Raw genomic sequence first — 16107 nt, 5'->3', positions numbered from 1 at the left:
TCGGATGGACGCACGCAACATTGAGCTCCCGCGCACCCTGGCGCGCAAAGCGCTGAACTTGCCGGGAGGCAGGGCCTGGGTGGACGGCTGGGCCGGCATCGCGAACCGCTACCTCGAGCAGTGGGACCTGGTTCTGGAGCTGGAACCGGGGGCAGAGCCGTGGAGCGGGCACTGCGCCGTCGTGCTTCCGGTGGCCTGCGCCGACGGACGGCCGGCCGTCCTCAAGATCACCGTGCCACATTCCGAAGCGGTTCCTGAACCGGATGCGCTTGCCCTGTGGGGCGGAAGCGGCGCCGTCGAACTCCTGGACAGTGCGCCCCACGATTTCGTCCTGCTCCTTGAGCGGCTGGACGGGGACTCTTCCCTGGCTGAGCTGCCGCTGGCCGAAACCACCGATATCTGGGGGGCGATCATGCGCCGGCTATCGATCGCTCCGGCTGGTGCGGCCGATTCGGACCCCCGTTGGTTCGCCCTTCCCTCCGTTGCGGAGCAGGCCGAACAGTGGACGGACACGCTGCCGCTGGAGTGGGAGACCCTCGGGCGTCCCTTCGACCGCTGGCTGTTGGAGTATGCGCTTGAGGTGTGCCAGCTGCACGGCGCAGTCGGCCGACGCCGTGATCACGATGTGCTGGTTCATTCCGACCTCCACTACCTGAACGTCCTGCCGGTCCATGAACTCCCCCGGCGGTTCCTGGCGATTGACCCGAAACCGCTCCTGGGAGATGCGGAGTTTGCTGTGGCGCCGATGCTCTGGAACCGGATCAGCGAGCTCAGTGCGGCTGATCCTGCAAGCCATCTGCGCGACCGCTGCACGGATTTGGCACTCGCGGCGGGTCTGGATCCAATGCTGGCCCGCGACTGGTCGGTGGTCCGGGAGGTCGAGAACGCGCTGGGTTACCTGAGGGAAGGCCAGTCCGACGACGCCGACCGCTCGCTCTGGGTGGCGAGCAACCTGCTGCGCAAACCGCTGGCGAACCTGCCGCCCGCTGCCCGGCTGGCTGCGCCCTGACCGGCGTCAGCGGATACTCTTCGTCCCGAAATTATCGACGGGCAGATATAGTCGACGAGCGCCTCAGGCGCTGATCACCGCATGCAGATGATCGACGACGTCGGCAACAGCCACGTTCTCGCTTGTGCCGGAGCGGCGGTCCTTCACCTCGATGTGGCCTTCGGCCAGTCCGCGTCCCACGACGACGATGGTTGGAACACCGATCAGCTCTGCATCGCCGAACTTCACGCCCGGCGAGACCTTCGGCCGATCATCGAATAGGACGCTCAGTCCCCTGGCTTCGAGCTCGCCGGCAAGCTGCTCTGCCGCCGCGAACACCTCATCGCCCTTACCCGTTGCGACCAGGTGGACGTCGGCGGGCGCCACGTTCCGCGGCCAGATGATGCCCTTGTCATCGCGGTTTGATTCCACCAGCGCGGCCACTGCCCGGGTGACCCCGACCCCATAGGAACCCATGGTGACCGTGGTCAGTTTGCCGTTCTGGTCCAGGACCTTGAGATGGAGCGCCTCAGCATACTTCCGCCCGAGCTGGAAGATGTGGCCCATCTCGATACCGCGCTGGGTTCGGAGCGGGCCGGAGCCGTCGGGAGCTTCATCCCCGACGCGCACTTCGACGGACTCAATCACTCCGTCCCAGGTGAAGTCCCTGCCGGCAACGAGCCCGAAGACGTGCTTCCCGCGGACGTTGGCACCGGTAACCCAGGTGGTGCCGGATACAACGCGCGGGTCTACCAGGAATGTCAGGCCGGTGGAGCTCTTCGACCCAAGCACCGCCGCGTCAAGGCTCAGGCCCGGGCCTATGTAGCCCTTGACGAGCCCCGGATGCTTCTTGAGGTCCTCATCGGTTGCCGCCTCGACCGTCACCTCTCCGCTGGCGGACAGGTGCAGACCGATATTGGCTTCGATCCGCTTGAGGTCCACGCTGCGGTCGCCCGGCACACCAACCACAACGAGCCGGCGCTCACCGGTAGGCAGGACTACCGCCAGCACTACATTCTTCAGCGTGTCCGCGGCAGACCATGGACGTTCCTGCCGCGGCAGTGCGGCGTTGGCGTGGTCCACCAGCGTGTCGATCGTCGGAGTGTCAGGTGTATCCCGCACTTCCGCCGGTTGCGCGTTCGAGTAGTCCACCTCGGAGGGCACGACGGTGGTGACGGCCTCGACGTTCGCCGCGTACCCGCCGTCGGACACTACAAAGGTGTCCTCACCGATCTCGGAAGGGTGCAGGAACTCCTCGCTCCTGGAGCCCCCCATGGCGCCGGCCGTGGCGGCGACCGGGATCACGTCGAGTCCAAGCCGGGAGAAGATACGAAGGTAGGCTTCCCGGTGCAGCTCGTAGCTGTGTTCGAGACCGGCGTCGTCGATGTCGAAGGAGTAGGAGTCCTTCATGATGAATTCGCGGCCACGCAGAAGCCCTGCCCGCGGACGTGCTTCATCGCGGTATTTTGTCTGGATCTGGTACAGGCTGAGCGGAAGGTCCTTGTAGGAGTTGTACAGGTCCTTGACCAGCAGGGTGAACATCTCCTCGTGGGTGGGCGCCAGGAGGTAGTCCGCATCCTTGCGGTCCTTCAGGCGGAAGATGCCTTCGCCGTACTCGGTCCAGCGGTTGGTGGCCTCGTACGGCTCCTTGGGGAGTAGCGCCGGGAAGTGGACCTCCTGCGCACCGATCGCGTCCATCTCCTCGCGGATGACGGACTCCACCCTCGCGAGTACTTTCAGGCCGAGCGGCAGCCAGCTGTATATGCCGGGAGCGGCGCGGCGGATATAGCCTGCACGCAGCAGCAGACGATGACTTGCCACCTCAGCTTCGGCGGGATCTTCGCGCAGCGTGCGCAGGAAAAGAGTGGAGAGTCGAAGGACCACGCTTGGAATCCGTTTCTTTGGCACTTTCTGCCGCGGTTCGAGCGAACGTGGCGGCAGCAACAACACCTACCAATCTAACCGGTCCGGCGGGTTCCGGGTGACACGGTGTTTCAGGGTGCGCGGAGCTCAGCCACCACGAGATTCGTCAGGCGTTCGGCGCGGGCCACATCAGCTGCCGGATCAGTTGAGCCGCCCACCAGGACGTCGACGACGGTGCCGCCCACAGCGGCGCGCACCGTCAGAGATTCCTGGATAGTTCCGGGAACCTGCGCGGTGGTGCGAAGGGCCAGGTCCTGATCCGCAGCGGTCTCAACCTCGATTTCCGCGACGGTGGTTCTGATCTCCTGGCTGGATACCTCCATGGTGAATTCCGAGCATGCGTTCAACTGGTTCCGGCTGGCCCGAATCTGCGCGCCGGCTGCCCCCTCCGAGGTCAGGCCGGAGAGACTGACAGTGTCGGGCTGCAGCGAAGATTCCCCCGCGAACGTCATCGCTGCGCGGCTGGCCTCGGCGGAGAGGCCTTCCGGGCTGGACTCCGCATACACGTTGCATTCCTCGGGAGTCACCGCGATGTCTTCTGCCCGACGGGCGCCCTCCTCCTCAAGGGCACGAAGCTCGCCGTCAGCAATGATCTGCGCATTGAGTGACTCCGCCTCGTTGACCGCCGCAAGCACCGCCTCGAGTTGTTCTGCGCTCAACCGGGAGCCGCTGCCGGGAGTGGAAGAAGGGGTTGCCGCCGGCTCGGATGTGGCCGGAGTCTGCGTCCCGGCTGCCGAGGGTTCTGCAGGCGCCGCAGTCTGGGTCTGCCGTTCCGGCGGATGTTCATCCGGCGGATCGGCGCTGCAGCCCGCCAACGCGAGAACACAGGCGAATCCGCCGGCAATGCGGGCCACTCGCCTCATTGTTGACCTTTCACGACGTCGGGAAGAGACGGACACGAGACGGCTCAGAAGAGCACCGTCGCAAACTCACCCGTCCGGGTAAAACCGACGGTCCGGTAGAGCGCCAGGGCTCGTGTGTTGAACGAGTTCACGTAGAGACTGACAACGGGCGCAAGCTTCAGCGCTTCGTTCACAACCGCCGACATATAGCCTGCGCTCAGCCCCTCCCCGCGGTAGGCGGGATTGATCCAGACACCCTGAACCTGGGCAGTGGCGGCCGAAACCGTGCCCAGTTCCGCCTTGAAGATCACCTGACCGTCGTCGTCGAAATCCACCAGGGAGTGCCGCCGTCGAATGAGGCTGGCCACGCGCCGCCGATAGTGCTCCTCGCCCCCGACATATGGGGAATAACCAACTTCTTCTTCGAACATGGCGGCGCACGCGGGCAGGATCTTTTCCAACTCCGACGGTTTGGTATACCGGAGGGTGGATGTCGGAGGCACCGTCGACGGCTCCCGGATTTCAAGCAGAGGCTGCTCGGACCGGACGTCGAACGGCTCGGCGCTGTAGGCACTCAAGGTGGACCAGAGGCCCATGACGGAAGCCGCGGGGCCAAAAATGGAGGAAAACCGGCGCCCGCTCTCGCCGAGGACGGTCCCCAGGGCGGCGGCGTCGCTTCCCGCCATCCCGATCGGAACAAGATTCACTCCGGTCCAGCACGCGGAAATCAGGCGTGCGTTGGAGAAAGTGCCGATCACTTCTCCCCCGGACGACGACGGCGCGGCCGTTCCTGCTGCCTCCAGATGCGCGGCCATGAAGACATTGGCCGTGCTGTCCGCGTTCACGAGTTGCCAGAGATCGCAGGTATCTTTCCCGCCCAGGGTGCGAAAGGCAACTCCGCTTGGGGCGGACTTACCGGACGGAAACCACGGGGCTACCCGAGCCAGCAGTTTCGCCATCGGTTTCGCCCATCTCTTCTGCAATCCTCATCGCTTCTTCAATGAGTGTCTCAACAATCTGGTCCTCAGGAACAGTCTTGATAACTTCTCCCTTGACGAATATCTGTCCCTTACCGTTTCCGGAGGCAACGCCGAGGTCAGCTTCACGTGCTTCGCCTGGACCGTTCACCACGCAACCCATGACCGCGACCCGCAAGGGGACCTCCATACCCTCGAGGCCGGCGGTCACCTCCTCTGCGAGGGAGTAGACATCCACCTGGGCGCGTCCACAGGACGGGCAGGAGACAATATCCAGCTTGCGCGGGCGCAGGTTCAGCGACTGCAGGATCTGGTTGCCGACCTTGATTTCTTCAACCGGAGGCGCTGAGAGCGAGACCCGGATCGTGTCACCGATTCCCTTGGAGAGCAGCGCTCCGAACGCTGTAGCCGACTTGATGGTGCCCTGGAAGGCAGGCCCGGCTTCAGTTACGCCAAGGTGCAGCGGCCAGTCGCCGCGCTCGGCGAGCAACTCATAGGCGCGCACCATCACCACAGGATCATTGTGCTTGACCGAGATCTTGAAATCGTGGAAATCGTGTTCCTCGAACAGGGAGGCTTCCCAGACGGCCGATTCCACGAGCGCTTCAGGAGTTGCCTTGCCGTACTTCTCCAACAGGCGAGGGTCAAGCGAGCCGGCATTCACTCCGATCCGGATGGACGTTCCGGCAGCCTTGGCGGCTCTCGCGATTTCCTTTACCTGGTCATCGAACTTCCGGATATTGCCGGGATTGACACGGACAGCTGCACACCCGGCGTCGATAGCCGCAAAAACGTACTTCGGCTGGAAGTGAATATCCGCGATAACCGGGATCTGCGACTTCCTGGCGATGATGGGCAGCGCTTCGGCGTCATCCGCAGTAGGGCAGGCCACCCGGACGATGTCGCAGCCGGACGCCGTCAGCTCAGCGATCTGCTGAAGGGTGGCGTTGATGTCCGTGGTGGGGGTTGTGGTCATGGACTGCACGCTGACAGGCGAGTCCGAGCCCACCCCCACGGAACCCACCTTGATCTGGCGGGTCTTCCGCCGCGATGCCAGTGTTGGCGGCGGTGCGGCAGGCATTCCGAGGTTGACCGAGGTCAAAGTATCCTCCAGGGATAGATTCGTGGCTGGATGTCGATGAATTTATTACTGATCGCTACCGACCAGTCAGCGATCCGCATGCTCGGCGAGAACGCCGATCACTGGGTTCCACTGCGTTGTCTTGACGGCGGAGATGACACCTGCAGCGGCAAAGGGATCCTGCTTCAGCAGATCGTTGAGCTGGGCTTCGCCGTCCGCGACGAAGAGCAGCAGCGCTCCCGCGTTGTCTACGAAGGGTCCGGATGCAAGGACGTTTCCCTGGCTGACCAGCTGGTTCAGCCACTCCCGGTGCGCGGGCCGGTACTCATCCCGGCTGGCTGCGGATTCGGCGCCATACACGTACTCGACTGCGAAAACACTCATGGCTCCACCCTACGTGATCAGAGCAGGTAGGCAGCTGTGAGTCCCGCGACAGCGCAGGCCCACAACAGCGACGTCAGCGTCCCGATGATGAACCGTTCGGCGGCCGCGGGGGTTTCCTTCAGCTCCGCGTAACGCCCCAGTCCCTTGATGGCGACGACGTAGGCAATGGCAACCGGTTCGTTCAGCAGAATTGCGAGCGCCACCGACGTGCGCTCCAGGATGCCGATCACCAGCCCGCCGCGGAGCACACCCGGTGTGTCCGGAGCGGCCTCCTCGATCGGGGCTTCCTGTTCCCCGTCGGCAACCGGTACCGCCTCTGCATCGGAAATCGGAGCATGAAGGGTTTTCTGGTCATCAACCGCGCGCGCCAGGCGCAGGACAGCGAGCGTGATTGGCGATCCCAGAGCGCCTGCGACGAGCAGGGCCAATGAGCCCCAAAGAATCTCCATCAGTGTCTGTCCCCGTCTGCCGGTTTTCCAGCATTGTCATCCGCCAGCTGCAACAATACTGCGGCGGCGGGACGGGCAGCCCACTCTTCGATCCAGGCTGACCGGAAGACTGCCTTGCTGACCGCCTGCGGACTGATGTCCAGCGTGCGGGCCACCGCCGACTGGCTTCCTCGCTGCTGCGGTTCGAGGAGGTCCAGGATGCGCCACTCCGCATCGGTCCGGTGCATGACGAACCGTCCAATGAGTGAGAGCACTCCTTCGGCGTCAGCGGCGCCGTCTGTACCCTCCACGGCAAGGGGTGCGCGGTCCCCTGTCTTTTTTGCCCGCTCGACGGCGGCTCTCGCAGCCACGAAGGCACTCCCCCTTCCCTCGCGCGGGGTCACGGGCAGCGGAAGCTCCACTGTGCCGATGCCGATGCCGACATACCACCCACCGGCCCGCAGGCAGCGCAGCGCCGCTTCAATCACGTCTTCGCCGGTTGCCAGGACGCCCTGGATCTCATCTCCTACCGACCGCTCGAACGGGACCGCGGTCGGGACGCCACCCAGGTGGCGGAGCAGGGTAGGAACGCGATCGGGCTCGTTGGTGCTGTTCCGCTGATCGATCGTCAGAACGTACATGTTTCGACTCTAAGAGGTTGACTTACAAAATTCAACCTATTTGAGATGAATTCTCAAATTCAACCTACCCGAAGAGATCGACGGGCTTCACGATATCGGCGTATATGAGAAGCGCACCCATCCCCATGAGGAGAATCGCGACCGCGTAGGTGACCGGCAGCAGCTTCGCCATATCGAACGGTCCCGGGTCCGGATGTTTGAAGAGTTTCGCCACGCCGCGCCGCAGCCCCTCCCACAGGGCGCCGGCTACGTGGCCGCCGTCGAGCGGCAGGAGGGGGATCAGGTTGAACACGAACAGTGCGAGGTTGACGCCCCCCACCAGGCCGACCAGGGTCGCTGCACGGGCTTCGAACGGAATTTCCTCCATTGCGGAGACCTCCCCCGCAATCCGTCCTACGCCCACCACACTGATGGGGCCCTCGGGGTCGCGCGGCGCATCGGAGAACGCGGCTTCGGCCACCTGCGCCACCCGTTGAGGCAGATTGAGCACGACGCCGGTCACGCGGACCAGGCTGTCGCCCACCGCGGGCAGAACCTCCGTGGCCGGTTGCGGCACGAGTTCCTGCTGGGACCCGACGCCGATGAAACCGACTTCCTGCATGACCGGCGTGCCGTCGTCGTTCAGCATCGCCCTGCCGTCGACGTCGGGGACGGGACGCTCGGTGAGCAGCGGTTCAATGGCTGCGTTGATGGTCTCGCCATCGCGTACATAGGTGATCGGGACTTCCTGACCGGCGGCATCCCGGATCCAGGAGGAGAGTTCACTCCAACTCGTCACGTCCCGTCCGTCGAAGGCAACGATGCGGTCCCCCGGCTGGAGTCCGGCCTCAAACGCGGGAGCTGCCGGATCCGCAGGGCCGCAATCCGTCTGCCCTGTCTCCTGCTGCTGATCGGCCGCAACCACACACTGGTAGACCTCAGAGACCGTGGTGGTTGCCTGCGCGGATCCGAACCCCATGATGAGGACGGCGAACATGACGATGCCGATCAGCAGGTTCATCAGCGGCCCGCCGAGCATGATCACGATGCGCTTCCAGATGGGGAGCTTGTAGAACACTCTCTTCTCGTCACCCGGCTGAAGCTGTTCGGCCGCCGCCTGGCGGGCATCTGCAGCCAACTGCTGAAACATGCCGGTGCTGGACTGGCGGACTGTTGCACCGCCGTCGGCCTTGTTCGCCGGAGGAAACATGCCGACCATCGAGACATACCCGCCCAGCGGGAGGGCCTTGACGCCGTATTCGGTTTCGCCCTTGCGGCGGGAGAAGATGGTGGGACCGAAGCCGATCATGTACTGCGTGACCCGCACCCGGAATAGTTTCGCGGGCACCAGGTGGCCCACCTCGTGCAGCGCAATGGAGACCGCGATACCGACGGCCACAAAAAGCACGCCGGCTATGAACAGCACAATGGTCACTCGTCAGTTCCTTCTCGGTGGTAAATCTCAGTCCTGGAAGCCACAACGAATCCGCGCGCTGCGTCGTGCCCAGGTTTCGGCGTCGAGCACTGACTGGAGGGTGAGATGCGCTTCGCTGGTGTGGTCTTCGACGACGGCGCGCACGGTGTCAACGATATCCGTAAAGCCGATCCGGCCGCTATGGAACGCCGTGACTGCCTCTTCGTTCGCTGCGTTGTAGACCGCCATGAACGTTCCGCCGCGTGCCGCTGCGTCCTTCGCGAGCGCGACGGCGGGGAACGCCTCCTCATCCAGCGGTTCAAACGTCCAGGAGGTGGCCGTGGTCCAGTCGCACGCCGAGGCAGCACCGCGTACTCGGCGCGGCCACCCGATACCGAGGGCGATGGGGAGACGCATATCGGGCGGGGAAGCCTGGGCGATGGTGGAGCCGTCGATGAACTCCACCATTGAATGCACCACGGACTGGGGATGCACGACGACGTCGATCCGGTCCAGCGGTACATCGAACAGCAGGTGCGCCTCGATCACTTCGAGTGCCTTGTTCACCATCGTGGCCGAGTTGGTGGTGACCATCAAGCCCATGTCCCAGGTGGGGTGGGCGAGTGCTTCCGCAGGGGTGACCGATTCCATCTCAGACCGGGACCGACCACGAAACGGGCCGCCGGATGCAGTGAGGACCAGACGCTGGACCTCGTCGGCGGTTCCCGAGCGCAGTGCCTGGGCAATGGCGGAGTGCTCTGAATCGACCGGAACGATCTGCCCCGGACGTGCGGCGTCACGCACCAGTTGACCGCCGGCGATGAGCGATTCCTTGTTGGCGAGCGCCAGCAGATGACCCTGCTTCAGCGCCGCGAGCGTGGGTGCCAGGCCTATCGAACCGGTGATGGCATTGAGAACGACGTCGGCGTCCGGCCGGGCGGCGAGGCCGGCGGATGCGTCGGGACCAGTGAGCAGTTCCGGCCGGTACCCGGCCTTGCCGGCCCTGCGCGCGGCGTCCGAGATTGCGGCGTCCAGTTCCTCCTCGGATCCGGCTGCCACGGCCACCGCCGGAGCATCGGCCTTCACCGCCTGTTCAGCGAGCAGCGCCAGATTCGATCCGCCGGCGGAGAGACCCGCGACCGCGAACAGGTGCGGAGACTGCGCGATGACGTCGAGTGCCTGGGTGCCGATCGAACCGGTGGATCCAAGAATGATGATGCGGCGCGGCGAAGACTGCGAGGGGTCGGACCGGGAAGGGAGGAACTCCATGTCCCCAGTATCCCGCACTGCTCCTGGCTCAGTTGGCGCGCCCTACTTCAATGCGTTGAGATGGCACGACACACCCCTTTTGGCGGGCTATTCGGGGCGTGTCCTGCGAATTCAACGCGAAGGTTCAGCTTGTGTGCCCCGCGCGCCGCAGGGTCTGCTCGGCATGCCGCAGGATGGGTCCGTCAACCATGGTGCCGCGGAAGGTGAACACTCCACCCTCGTGCTGCGCCGCTGCGAGCACGTCGCGCGCGAACTGTTCCTCGTCAGCCGAGGGCCGATAGGCCTCCCGAATAATGTTCACCTGGCTCGGGTGGATGCAGGCCTTCATACCGAAACCCGAGGCGACGGCGTCGCGCGCCTCCGCGGCAAGCCCGTCCGCGTCCGGGATGTTGACATAGACCGAATCCACTGCCTGCTTTCCAGCGGCGGCCGCCGCCAGGAGCACAAAGGAGCGGGCATGCATCGCGATGTCGCGGTAACCGCCGTCGTCCTTGCGGCTCCCGGTCCCGCCCAATGAGGCAACCAGATCCTCAGCTCCCCACATGAGGGCGACGACGTTCGGTTCCTCGGCAAGCTCAGTTGCCTTCAGCACTCCGCACGCCGTCTCGCAGAGCGCGACAACACTGAAGCCGTTCAGCGACCACAGATCCTCAGCACCTTCAGCCTTGGCCAGCATGACCGTGCGGTACTGGGTGCCGCGAAGCGCCTGCAGGTCCAGCGCGAACTCGTGACTTTGGGCGGGATTCACCCGCACGATGGTCCTCGCCGGATCAAGTGCGCTTGAGATCAGGGCTTCGCGGGCTGCTGCCTTGCTCTCGGGAGCAACCGCGTCTTCGAGATCAAGAATGACGGCGTCGGCGCGCTCAGCGGCCTTGCTGTACCGCTCGGGACGGTCGGCCGGGCAAAAGAGCAGTGCCGGCCCCATGCTGAAATCAGTCATGAACGCGCTCCCCCACTCCATGCGCGACCGCTGTCCACATGAGTACAGTGCGGGTAGCGAGCGCCACGACCTCGCCGTCCTGGTTGCGTCCGGTGTGCTTCATGGTCACCAATCCCTGGCCGGGACGTGACTTCGAAGGCCGTTTCTCGATTATTTCCGTCTCGGTGTACAGGGTGTCGCCATGGAAAACAGGCTTGGGAAAGGAGATGTCCGTCAGTCCCAACTGCGCCACGATTGTCCCCTGGGTGAGCTGGGTGACTGACTGCCCGACGACGGTAGCCAGAGTCAGCATTGAATTCACCAGGCGCTGGCCGAAGGGCTGATCCCCGCTCCACGCGGCATCAAGATGCAGCGCCTGCGTGTTCATGGTCATGGTGGTGAACAGGATGTTGTCCGCTTCGGTGAGCGTCCTGCCCGGGCGGTGCGCGTACACGACCCTCGTCTGCAGTTCGTCATAGTAGAGGCCGCGCTGCACGATGGTGGCCGACGTATGTTCCTTACCGCTCATCAAGCACAACCTCCAGCGGAGCACCGGTGGCCGCGATCACGTCATCCACGCTGACCCCGGGAGCGGTCTCGCGAAGGATCAGGGTGCCTCCGTTACGCCCGGAATCCACATCAATCACCGCGAGGTCGGTGATAATACGGTCCACGCATCCCTTGCCGGTCAGCGGCAGCGAGCACCGCTCGACGATTTTCGGGTTGGAGTTGCGGTCAACGTGCTCCATCATGACGATCAGCCGCTTCGCACCGAACACCAGGTCCATGGCACCGCCCATGCCCTTGACCATCTTGCCCGGGATCATCCAGTTGGCCAGGTCACCGTTGGCGGCGACTTCCATGGCTCCGAGGACGGCGACGTCGACATGTCCGCCGCGCACCATGCCGAAGGAGGAAGCGGAGTCGAAGAAGGCCGCGCCATCGTTGACAGTTGCAGTTTCTTTGCCGGCGTTGATCAGGTCCGGGTCCAGCTGGTCTTCCGTGGGGTACGGACCGACGCCGAGGATTCCGTTTTCCGAGTGGAGTACCACTTCCACGCCTGCAGGAATGTAGTTGGGAATGAGCGTGGGCATGCCGATGCCCAGGTTCACGTACTGCCCGTTCTCCAGCTCCTGCGCTACCCGTGCGGCCAGTTCGTTTCGTGTCAGGGCCATGGTTAGAGCTCCTTCGCCTGGCTGGAGGTCATTTCCGGACTGGAGGTACTCAGGGAAACTGTCCGCTTCTCGATGCGCTTCTCGGGGTCCGGCGCATGTACCACCCGCTGCACGAAGATGCCGGGAATGTGTACGTGCTCCGGATCGAGCTCGCCCGGCTCAACCAGTTCCTCCACCTCGGCGATGGTGATACGGCCCGCCTGCGCGCAGAGCGGGTTGAAATTCATGGCCGTCGCGTGGAACACAAGATTTCCGTGACGGTCGCCTTTCCACGCATGCACGAGGGCGAAGTCAGGATTTACCGACTCCTCGAGCACGTAGTCCTGACCGGCGAACTCCCGCACTTCCTTGGGGGACGATGCAATGGCGATGTTGCCGGCGTCGTCGTATTTCTGCGGCAGTCCACCCTCACTCACCTGTGTGCCCACCCCGGCCGTGGTGTAGAAAGCGGGGATGCCGGCCCCGCCGGCCCGCAGCTTTTCCGCCAGCGTTCCCTGCGGCGTCAGTTCAACCTCAAGCTCGCCGGAAAGGTACTGGCGGGCGAACTCCTTGTTCTCGCCGACATAGGAGCTGATCGTGCGCCGGATCCGGTGGTCATCGAGGAGCCGTCCGAGGCCCCAGCCGTCAACACCGCAGTTATTGCTGATGGTTTCGAGTTCCCTGGTTCCCTGCTGGTGCAGCGCATCGATCAGCGCTACGGGAATGCCGCAGAGTCCGAAACCGCCCACGGCCAGGGACGCGCCGTCAGGAATGTCGGCTACGGCCTCGGCTGCTGAGGCGACGACTTTGTCTATCACTGCTTCTCCCTTACTCGTTTCAACCGGCGCGGGTGGCCGATTGCTTGGCTCAGAGCCCCAGTTCGCGGGCGATGAGCATCAACTGCACCTCGGTGGTTCCCTCTCCGACCTCGAGGATCTTTGAGTCACGATAGTGGCGGGACACCGTGAACTCGTTCATGAACCCGTAGCCGCCGAAGATCTGGGTGGCGTCGCGGGCGTTGTCCATCGCGGCCTCGCCTGCGACCAGCTTAGCGATGGACGCCTGGGTCTTGAACGGCTTGCCGGCGAGCATGCGTGCCGCGGCGTCGTAGTACGCGAGCCGGGCGGTGTGGGCGCGTGCCTGCATCCGCGCGATCTTGAACTGGATCGACTGATAGCTGCCGATGTTGGCGCCGAAGGCCTGGCGTTCCTTGGCGTAGCGGATGGATTCCTCTACACAGCCCTGGGCGGCCCCCGTCGCGAGCGCAGCGATGGCGATGCGGCCCTCGTCGAGGATCTGGAGGAAGTTGGCGTAACCGCGTCCCCGCGTTCCGAGCAGGTTCGTTTCCGGGACGCGGACGTCCTTCAGGGTCAGCGGGTGGGTGTCCGACGCGTTCCAGCCCACCTTGTTGTACGCCTTCTCCGCCGTGAAGCCGGGCGTGTCGGTCGGCACGAGGATGGTGGAGATCTCCTTTTTCACGGAGCCGTCCTCCCGTGTGGTGGTATCCGTGACGGCGGTGACCGTAACCAGCCGGGTGATATCGGTTCCGGAGTTGGTGATGAACTCCTTGCTGCCGTTGATGACCCACTCGCCGTCAACCAGCTTCGCGTTGGTCTTGGTGCCGGAAGCGTCAGAGCCGGCCTCGGACTCGGTCAGGCCGAATCCGGCGAGCGCTTCACCGCTGATGAGCTGGGGCAGCCACTGCTGCTTCTGTTCCTCGGTGCCGAACCGGTAGATCGGCATGGCGCCCAGCGATACGCCCGCCTCAAGGGTGATCGCCACCGACTGGTCGACCCGCGCCAGCTGCTCGAGGGCCAGGCACAACGCGAAGTAGTCGCCGTCCATGCCGCCGTACTGCTCCGGGAACGGGAGCCCAAACAGTCCCATCTCGCCCATCTGGGCGATGACCGCATAGGGGAAGCTGTGCTCTTCATCGTGCTTCGCGGATACCGGCGCTACGACCTGGTCGGCGAACTCCCGGACGGTATCTACCAGGTCCTGGTATTCCTCGCTCAGTTCAAAGTTCATGATGGGGACTCTTCCTGTTCGGTGGGGACTGTTTCGGCGGCAGGATCTTCTGGCTCGCCGGACGGTAGGGGGTGGATGCGGGCAACGACCTGGTTGGCTGTTACCAGGTCACCGGGGCTGAGGGTGATGGCGACGGTGCCGGCGACGGTGGCGGTGAGCTGGTGTTCCATCTTCATTGCTTCGACGCTCGCGAGCACCTGCCCTTCCTCAACGGAATCGCCGTCGGCGACATTCACTGTGATCACGGTGCCGGGCATCGGCGAGCGCACTTCCGGGTCAGCTGCACCCTCGGTTCGAGCGATCGAAGCCAGCTGCGTCTGGAGGACCTCCTCGCGGCTCAGCATCCGGACGGGCTGGGACCAACCGGTATCCGTCAGCCAGAGTGTGGAGCCGTTCGGAGCGAATCGGGTGTCCAGCGTGACACCGTCGACGACGGCGCGGCCCGTCCCGCGGCCCTCCGCGGCTGGAAGCCAGTCAACCTGGTGGGGGTTGTCATCGATCGTGATCACGCTCCGCGCACCATCGCGAGTCATGAACACGGTCCGCGGCGAAGTGTTCCCGATCTGGAGCTGAACGGGCGTTGCCGCATGTACCCCGCCGATACGCCAACCGTCCCTTGAGTGCCACGGCGAGGCTGGGTCGGCACCCGTGGAAAGCCCGGCCAGGACGACGGCGGCCGCAGCGATCTCTGCGTCGCTCGCCGTCCGGAAGGCGAGAGTCGGAAGCTTCCGCTCGATCATGGTGGTGTCGAGCCTGCCGGCGCGGACGTCGTCGTCGTTGATGAGCAGGCGGAGGTACTCCACGTTGGTGCGCAGGCCGGCTACCCGCGTCTGCGCGAGCGCCTGGTCCAGCCGGTCCAGCGCCTCTGAGCGGGACGGCGCCCACGCAATGACCTTCGAGAGCATCGGGTCGTAGGTGGGAGAGATTTCCAGTCCCGGCAGCAGCGCGCTGTCAACACGGATACCCTCTCCGTGCGGCTCGGACAGGTCGACGACGGTTCCCGCCGAGGGCAGGAAGCCGGCCTCCGCGTCTTCCGCATACACGCGCGCTTCCACTGCGTGGCCGGTGAGGACGACGTCGCTTTGGGCCAGCGTCAGCTTCTCACCGGCGGCGATACGCACCTGCCACTCAACGAGGTCCACGCCTGTCACCATCTCGGTGACCGGATGCTCAACCTGGAGCCGGGTATTCATCTCCATGAAGAAGAACTCATCCGGCGCGTCGTCGGACACCAGGAACTCAACGGTCCCTGCCCCGACGTAGTCGACGCTGCGGGCCGCATTGCACGCGGCCTCACCGATCCGCGCGCGGGTCGCTTCGTCAAGGAGCGCCGAGGGAGCTTCCTCGATGACCTTCTGGTGCCGCCGCTGCAGGGAGCATTCCCGCTCCCCCAGGTGAATGACGTTGCCGTAGGAATCCGCGAGCACCTGCACCTCGATGTGCCGCGGTGTGCGGATGAGTCGCTCAAGGAACAGCGTGTCATCACCGAAAGCGGACGCGGCAACGCGCCGTGCCGTCTTGAGGCTCTCCGCGAGATCCTCAGCGCGTTCCACGGCGTGCATGCCTTTGCCGCCGCCGCCAGCCGAGGGCTTGATGAGCAGCGGGTAGCCCACCTCGCCGGCGGCTTCGATGAGGTCCTCATCGCTCAGCCCCGACTCCGCGATGCCGGGGACCACGGGCACATCGAATCCGCTGACATGGTTCTTGGACCGGATCTTGTCGCCCATGACATTGAGGGCATGCACCCGCGGGCCGATGAACACGATGCCGGCGTCCTCAAGCGCGCGGGCAAAGGCCTGGTTCTCGCTCAGGAACCCGTACCCGGGATGCACGGCCTCCGCGCCGGTCGCCCGGCAAGCCGCGATGATCGCGTCGCTGTTGAGGTAGCTCAAGGAAGCGGCAGCCGGGCCGATCCGCACTGCCTGGTCAGCCTCGAGCACGTGGCGGGCACCGGCGTCGGCATCGCTGTAGACGGCGACTGACCGGATACCGAGCGCGCGCAGCGTCCGGATGACCCGGCAGGCGATCTCACCGCGGTTGGCTACGAGAACGGCGGGGAAGAGGGCTCTGTTTTTCATCG

16 protein-coding genes are annotated in these 16107 nt (G+C 64.6%); 1 reads left to right on the top strand and 15 read right to left on the bottom strand.

The window, feature by feature from the left end; all coding sequences use genetic code 11:
- Positions 1–4: 4 nt before the first annotated feature.
- Positions 5–1009, top strand: a complete 1005-nt coding sequence (locus tag JOD47_RS14345; protein ID WP_204535248.1) for an aminoglycoside phosphotransferase family protein — start codon at positions 5–7, stop codon at positions 1007–1009.
- A gap of 63 nt (positions 1010–1072) precedes the next feature.
- Here the strand turns inward: JOD47_RS14345 and JOD47_RS14340 are convergent, their stop codons facing one another.
- The 15 genes from JOD47_RS14340 to JOD47_RS14270 form a co-directional block, all read right to left on the bottom strand.
- Positions 1073–2872: a proline--tRNA ligase gene (locus tag JOD47_RS14340; protein ID WP_204535246.1), complete on the bottom strand. Its 1800-nt coding sequence runs from the start codon at positions 2870–2872 to the stop codon at positions 1073–1075.
- Positions 2873–2982: 110 nt separating this feature from the next.
- A complete protein-coding gene (locus JOD47_RS14335) occupies positions 2983–3765 on the bottom strand; it encodes a hypothetical protein (RefSeq protein ID WP_204535244.1) in 783 nt (260 codons plus the stop codon).
- 53 nt (positions 3766–3818) lie between these two features.
- The gene (locus JOD47_RS14330; RefSeq protein ID WP_307836307.1) at positions 3819–4598 is read right to left on the bottom strand and encodes a GNAT family N-acetyltransferase; all 780 of its coding nucleotides are present in this window, start codon (positions 4596–4598) and stop codon (positions 3819–3821) included.
- A 67-nt stretch (positions 4599–4665) separates the two neighbouring features.
- Positions 4666–5832, bottom strand: coding sequence for a flavodoxin-dependent (E)-4-hydroxy-3-methylbut-2-enyl-diphosphate synthase (gene ispG / locus JOD47_RS14325; RefSeq protein WP_204535240.1), 1167 nt, complete (start codon positions 5830–5832; stop codon positions 4666–4668).
- A gap of 66 nt (positions 5833–5898) precedes the next feature.
- Entirely contained in the window at positions 5899–6195 is a 297-nt protein-coding gene (locus JOD47_RS14320; protein ID WP_204535238.1) for a YciI family protein, read from the bottom strand.
- Between the two features lie 17 nt (positions 6196–6212).
- Entirely contained in the window at positions 6213–6644 is a 432-nt protein-coding gene (locus JOD47_RS14315) for a hypothetical protein (protein WP_204535236.1), read from the bottom strand.
- A complete protein-coding gene (locus tag JOD47_RS14310; protein WP_204535235.1) occupies positions 6644–7264 on the bottom strand; it encodes a MarR family transcriptional regulator in 621 nt (206 codons plus the stop codon). Before JOD47_RS14310 ends, JOD47_RS14315 begins: the two co-directional genes overlap by 1 nt.
- A 64-nt stretch (positions 7265–7328) precedes the next feature.
- Complete coding sequence (locus JOD47_RS14305; protein ID WP_204535233.1) at positions 7329–8678, bottom strand: M50 family metallopeptidase; 1350 nt, start codon at positions 8676–8678, stop codon at positions 7329–7331.
- 27 nt (positions 8679–8705) lie between these two features.
- Entirely contained in the window at positions 8706–9926 is a 1221-nt protein-coding gene (dxr, locus tag JOD47_RS14300; RefSeq protein WP_204535231.1) for a 1-deoxy-D-xylulose-5-phosphate reductoisomerase, read from the bottom strand.
- Between the two features lie 124 nt (positions 9927–10050).
- On the bottom strand, positions 10051–10866 hold the full coding sequence (locus JOD47_RS14295; protein ID WP_204535229.1) for an HpcH/HpaI aldolase/citrate lyase family protein: 816 nt from the start codon (positions 10864–10866) through the stop codon (positions 10051–10053).
- Positions 10859–11374 (bottom strand): MaoC family dehydratase, encoded by a 516-nt coding sequence (locus JOD47_RS14290; RefSeq protein ID WP_204535227.1) that lies wholly within the window; start codon positions 11372–11374, stop codon positions 10859–10861. The genes JOD47_RS14295 and JOD47_RS14290 overlap by 8 nt, the downstream gene beginning before the upstream one ends.
- Positions 11364–12020, bottom strand: coding sequence for a CoA transferase subunit B (locus tag JOD47_RS14285; protein WP_204535225.1), 657 nt, complete (start codon positions 12018–12020; stop codon positions 11364–11366). Before JOD47_RS14285 ends, JOD47_RS14290 begins: the two co-directional genes overlap by 11 nt.
- A gap of 2 nt (positions 12021–12022) precedes the next feature.
- Positions 12023–12817: a CoA transferase subunit A gene (locus tag JOD47_RS14280; protein ID WP_204535223.1), complete on the bottom strand. Its 795-nt coding sequence runs from the start codon at positions 12815–12817 to the stop codon at positions 12023–12025.
- A gap of 49 nt (positions 12818–12866) precedes the next feature.
- On the bottom strand, positions 12867–14030 hold the full coding sequence (locus tag JOD47_RS14275) for an acyl-CoA dehydrogenase family protein (RefSeq protein WP_204536760.1): 1164 nt from the start codon (positions 14028–14030) through the stop codon (positions 12867–12869).
- Entirely contained in the window at positions 14024–16105 is a 2082-nt protein-coding gene (locus JOD47_RS14270; RefSeq protein WP_204535221.1) for an acetyl/propionyl/methylcrotonyl-CoA carboxylase subunit alpha, read from the bottom strand. Before JOD47_RS14270 ends, JOD47_RS14275 begins: the two co-directional genes overlap by 7 nt.
- Positions 16106–16107: the final 2 nt, after the last annotated feature.

It is taken from the genome of Arthrobacter tumbae, from assembly GCF_016907495.1.
In the GTDB taxonomy this organism is placed as follows: Bacteria; Actinomycetota; Actinomycetes; order Actinomycetales; family Micrococcaceae; genus Arthrobacter_D; species Arthrobacter_D tumbae.
This window is presented reverse-complemented; position numbering and strand designations above follow the sequence as displayed.

Bases quoted from the DNA above. Each gene is read 5' to 3' on its own strand.
- JOD47_RS14345 (WP_204535248.1), top strand. From the start codon at position 5: ATGGACGCACGCAACATTGAGCTCCCGCGCACCCTGGCGCGCAAAGCG.
- JOD47_RS14320 (WP_204535238.1), bottom strand. From the start codon at position 6,195: ATGAGTGTTTTCGCAGTCGAGTACGTGTATGGCGCCGAATCCGCAGCC.
- JOD47_RS14315 (WP_204535236.1), bottom strand. From the start codon at position 6,644: ATGGAGATTCTTTGGGGCTCATTGGCCCTGCTCGTCGCAGGCGCTCTG.
- JOD47_RS14310 (WP_204535235.1), bottom strand. From the start codon at position 7,264: ATGTACGTTCTGACGATCGATCAGCGGAACAGCACCAACGAGCCCGAT.
- dxr (WP_204535231.1), bottom strand. From the start codon at position 9,926: ATGGAGTTCCTCCCTTCCCGGTCCGACCCCTCGCAGTCTTCGCCGCGC.
- JOD47_RS14295 (WP_204535229.1), bottom strand. From the start codon at position 10,866: ATGACTGATTTCAGCATGGGGCCGGCACTGCTCTTTTGCCCGGCCGAC.
- JOD47_RS14290 (WP_204535227.1), bottom strand. From the start codon at position 11,374: ATGAGCGGTAAGGAACATACGTCGGCCACCATCGTGCAGCGCGGCCTC.
- JOD47_RS14285 (WP_204535225.1), bottom strand. From the start codon at position 12,020: ATGGCCCTGACACGAAACGAACTGGCCGCACGGGTAGCGCAGGAGCTG.
- JOD47_RS14270 (WP_204535221.1), bottom strand. From the start codon at position 16,105: ATGAAAAACAGAGCCCTCTTCCCCGCCGTTCTCGTAGCCAACCGCGGT.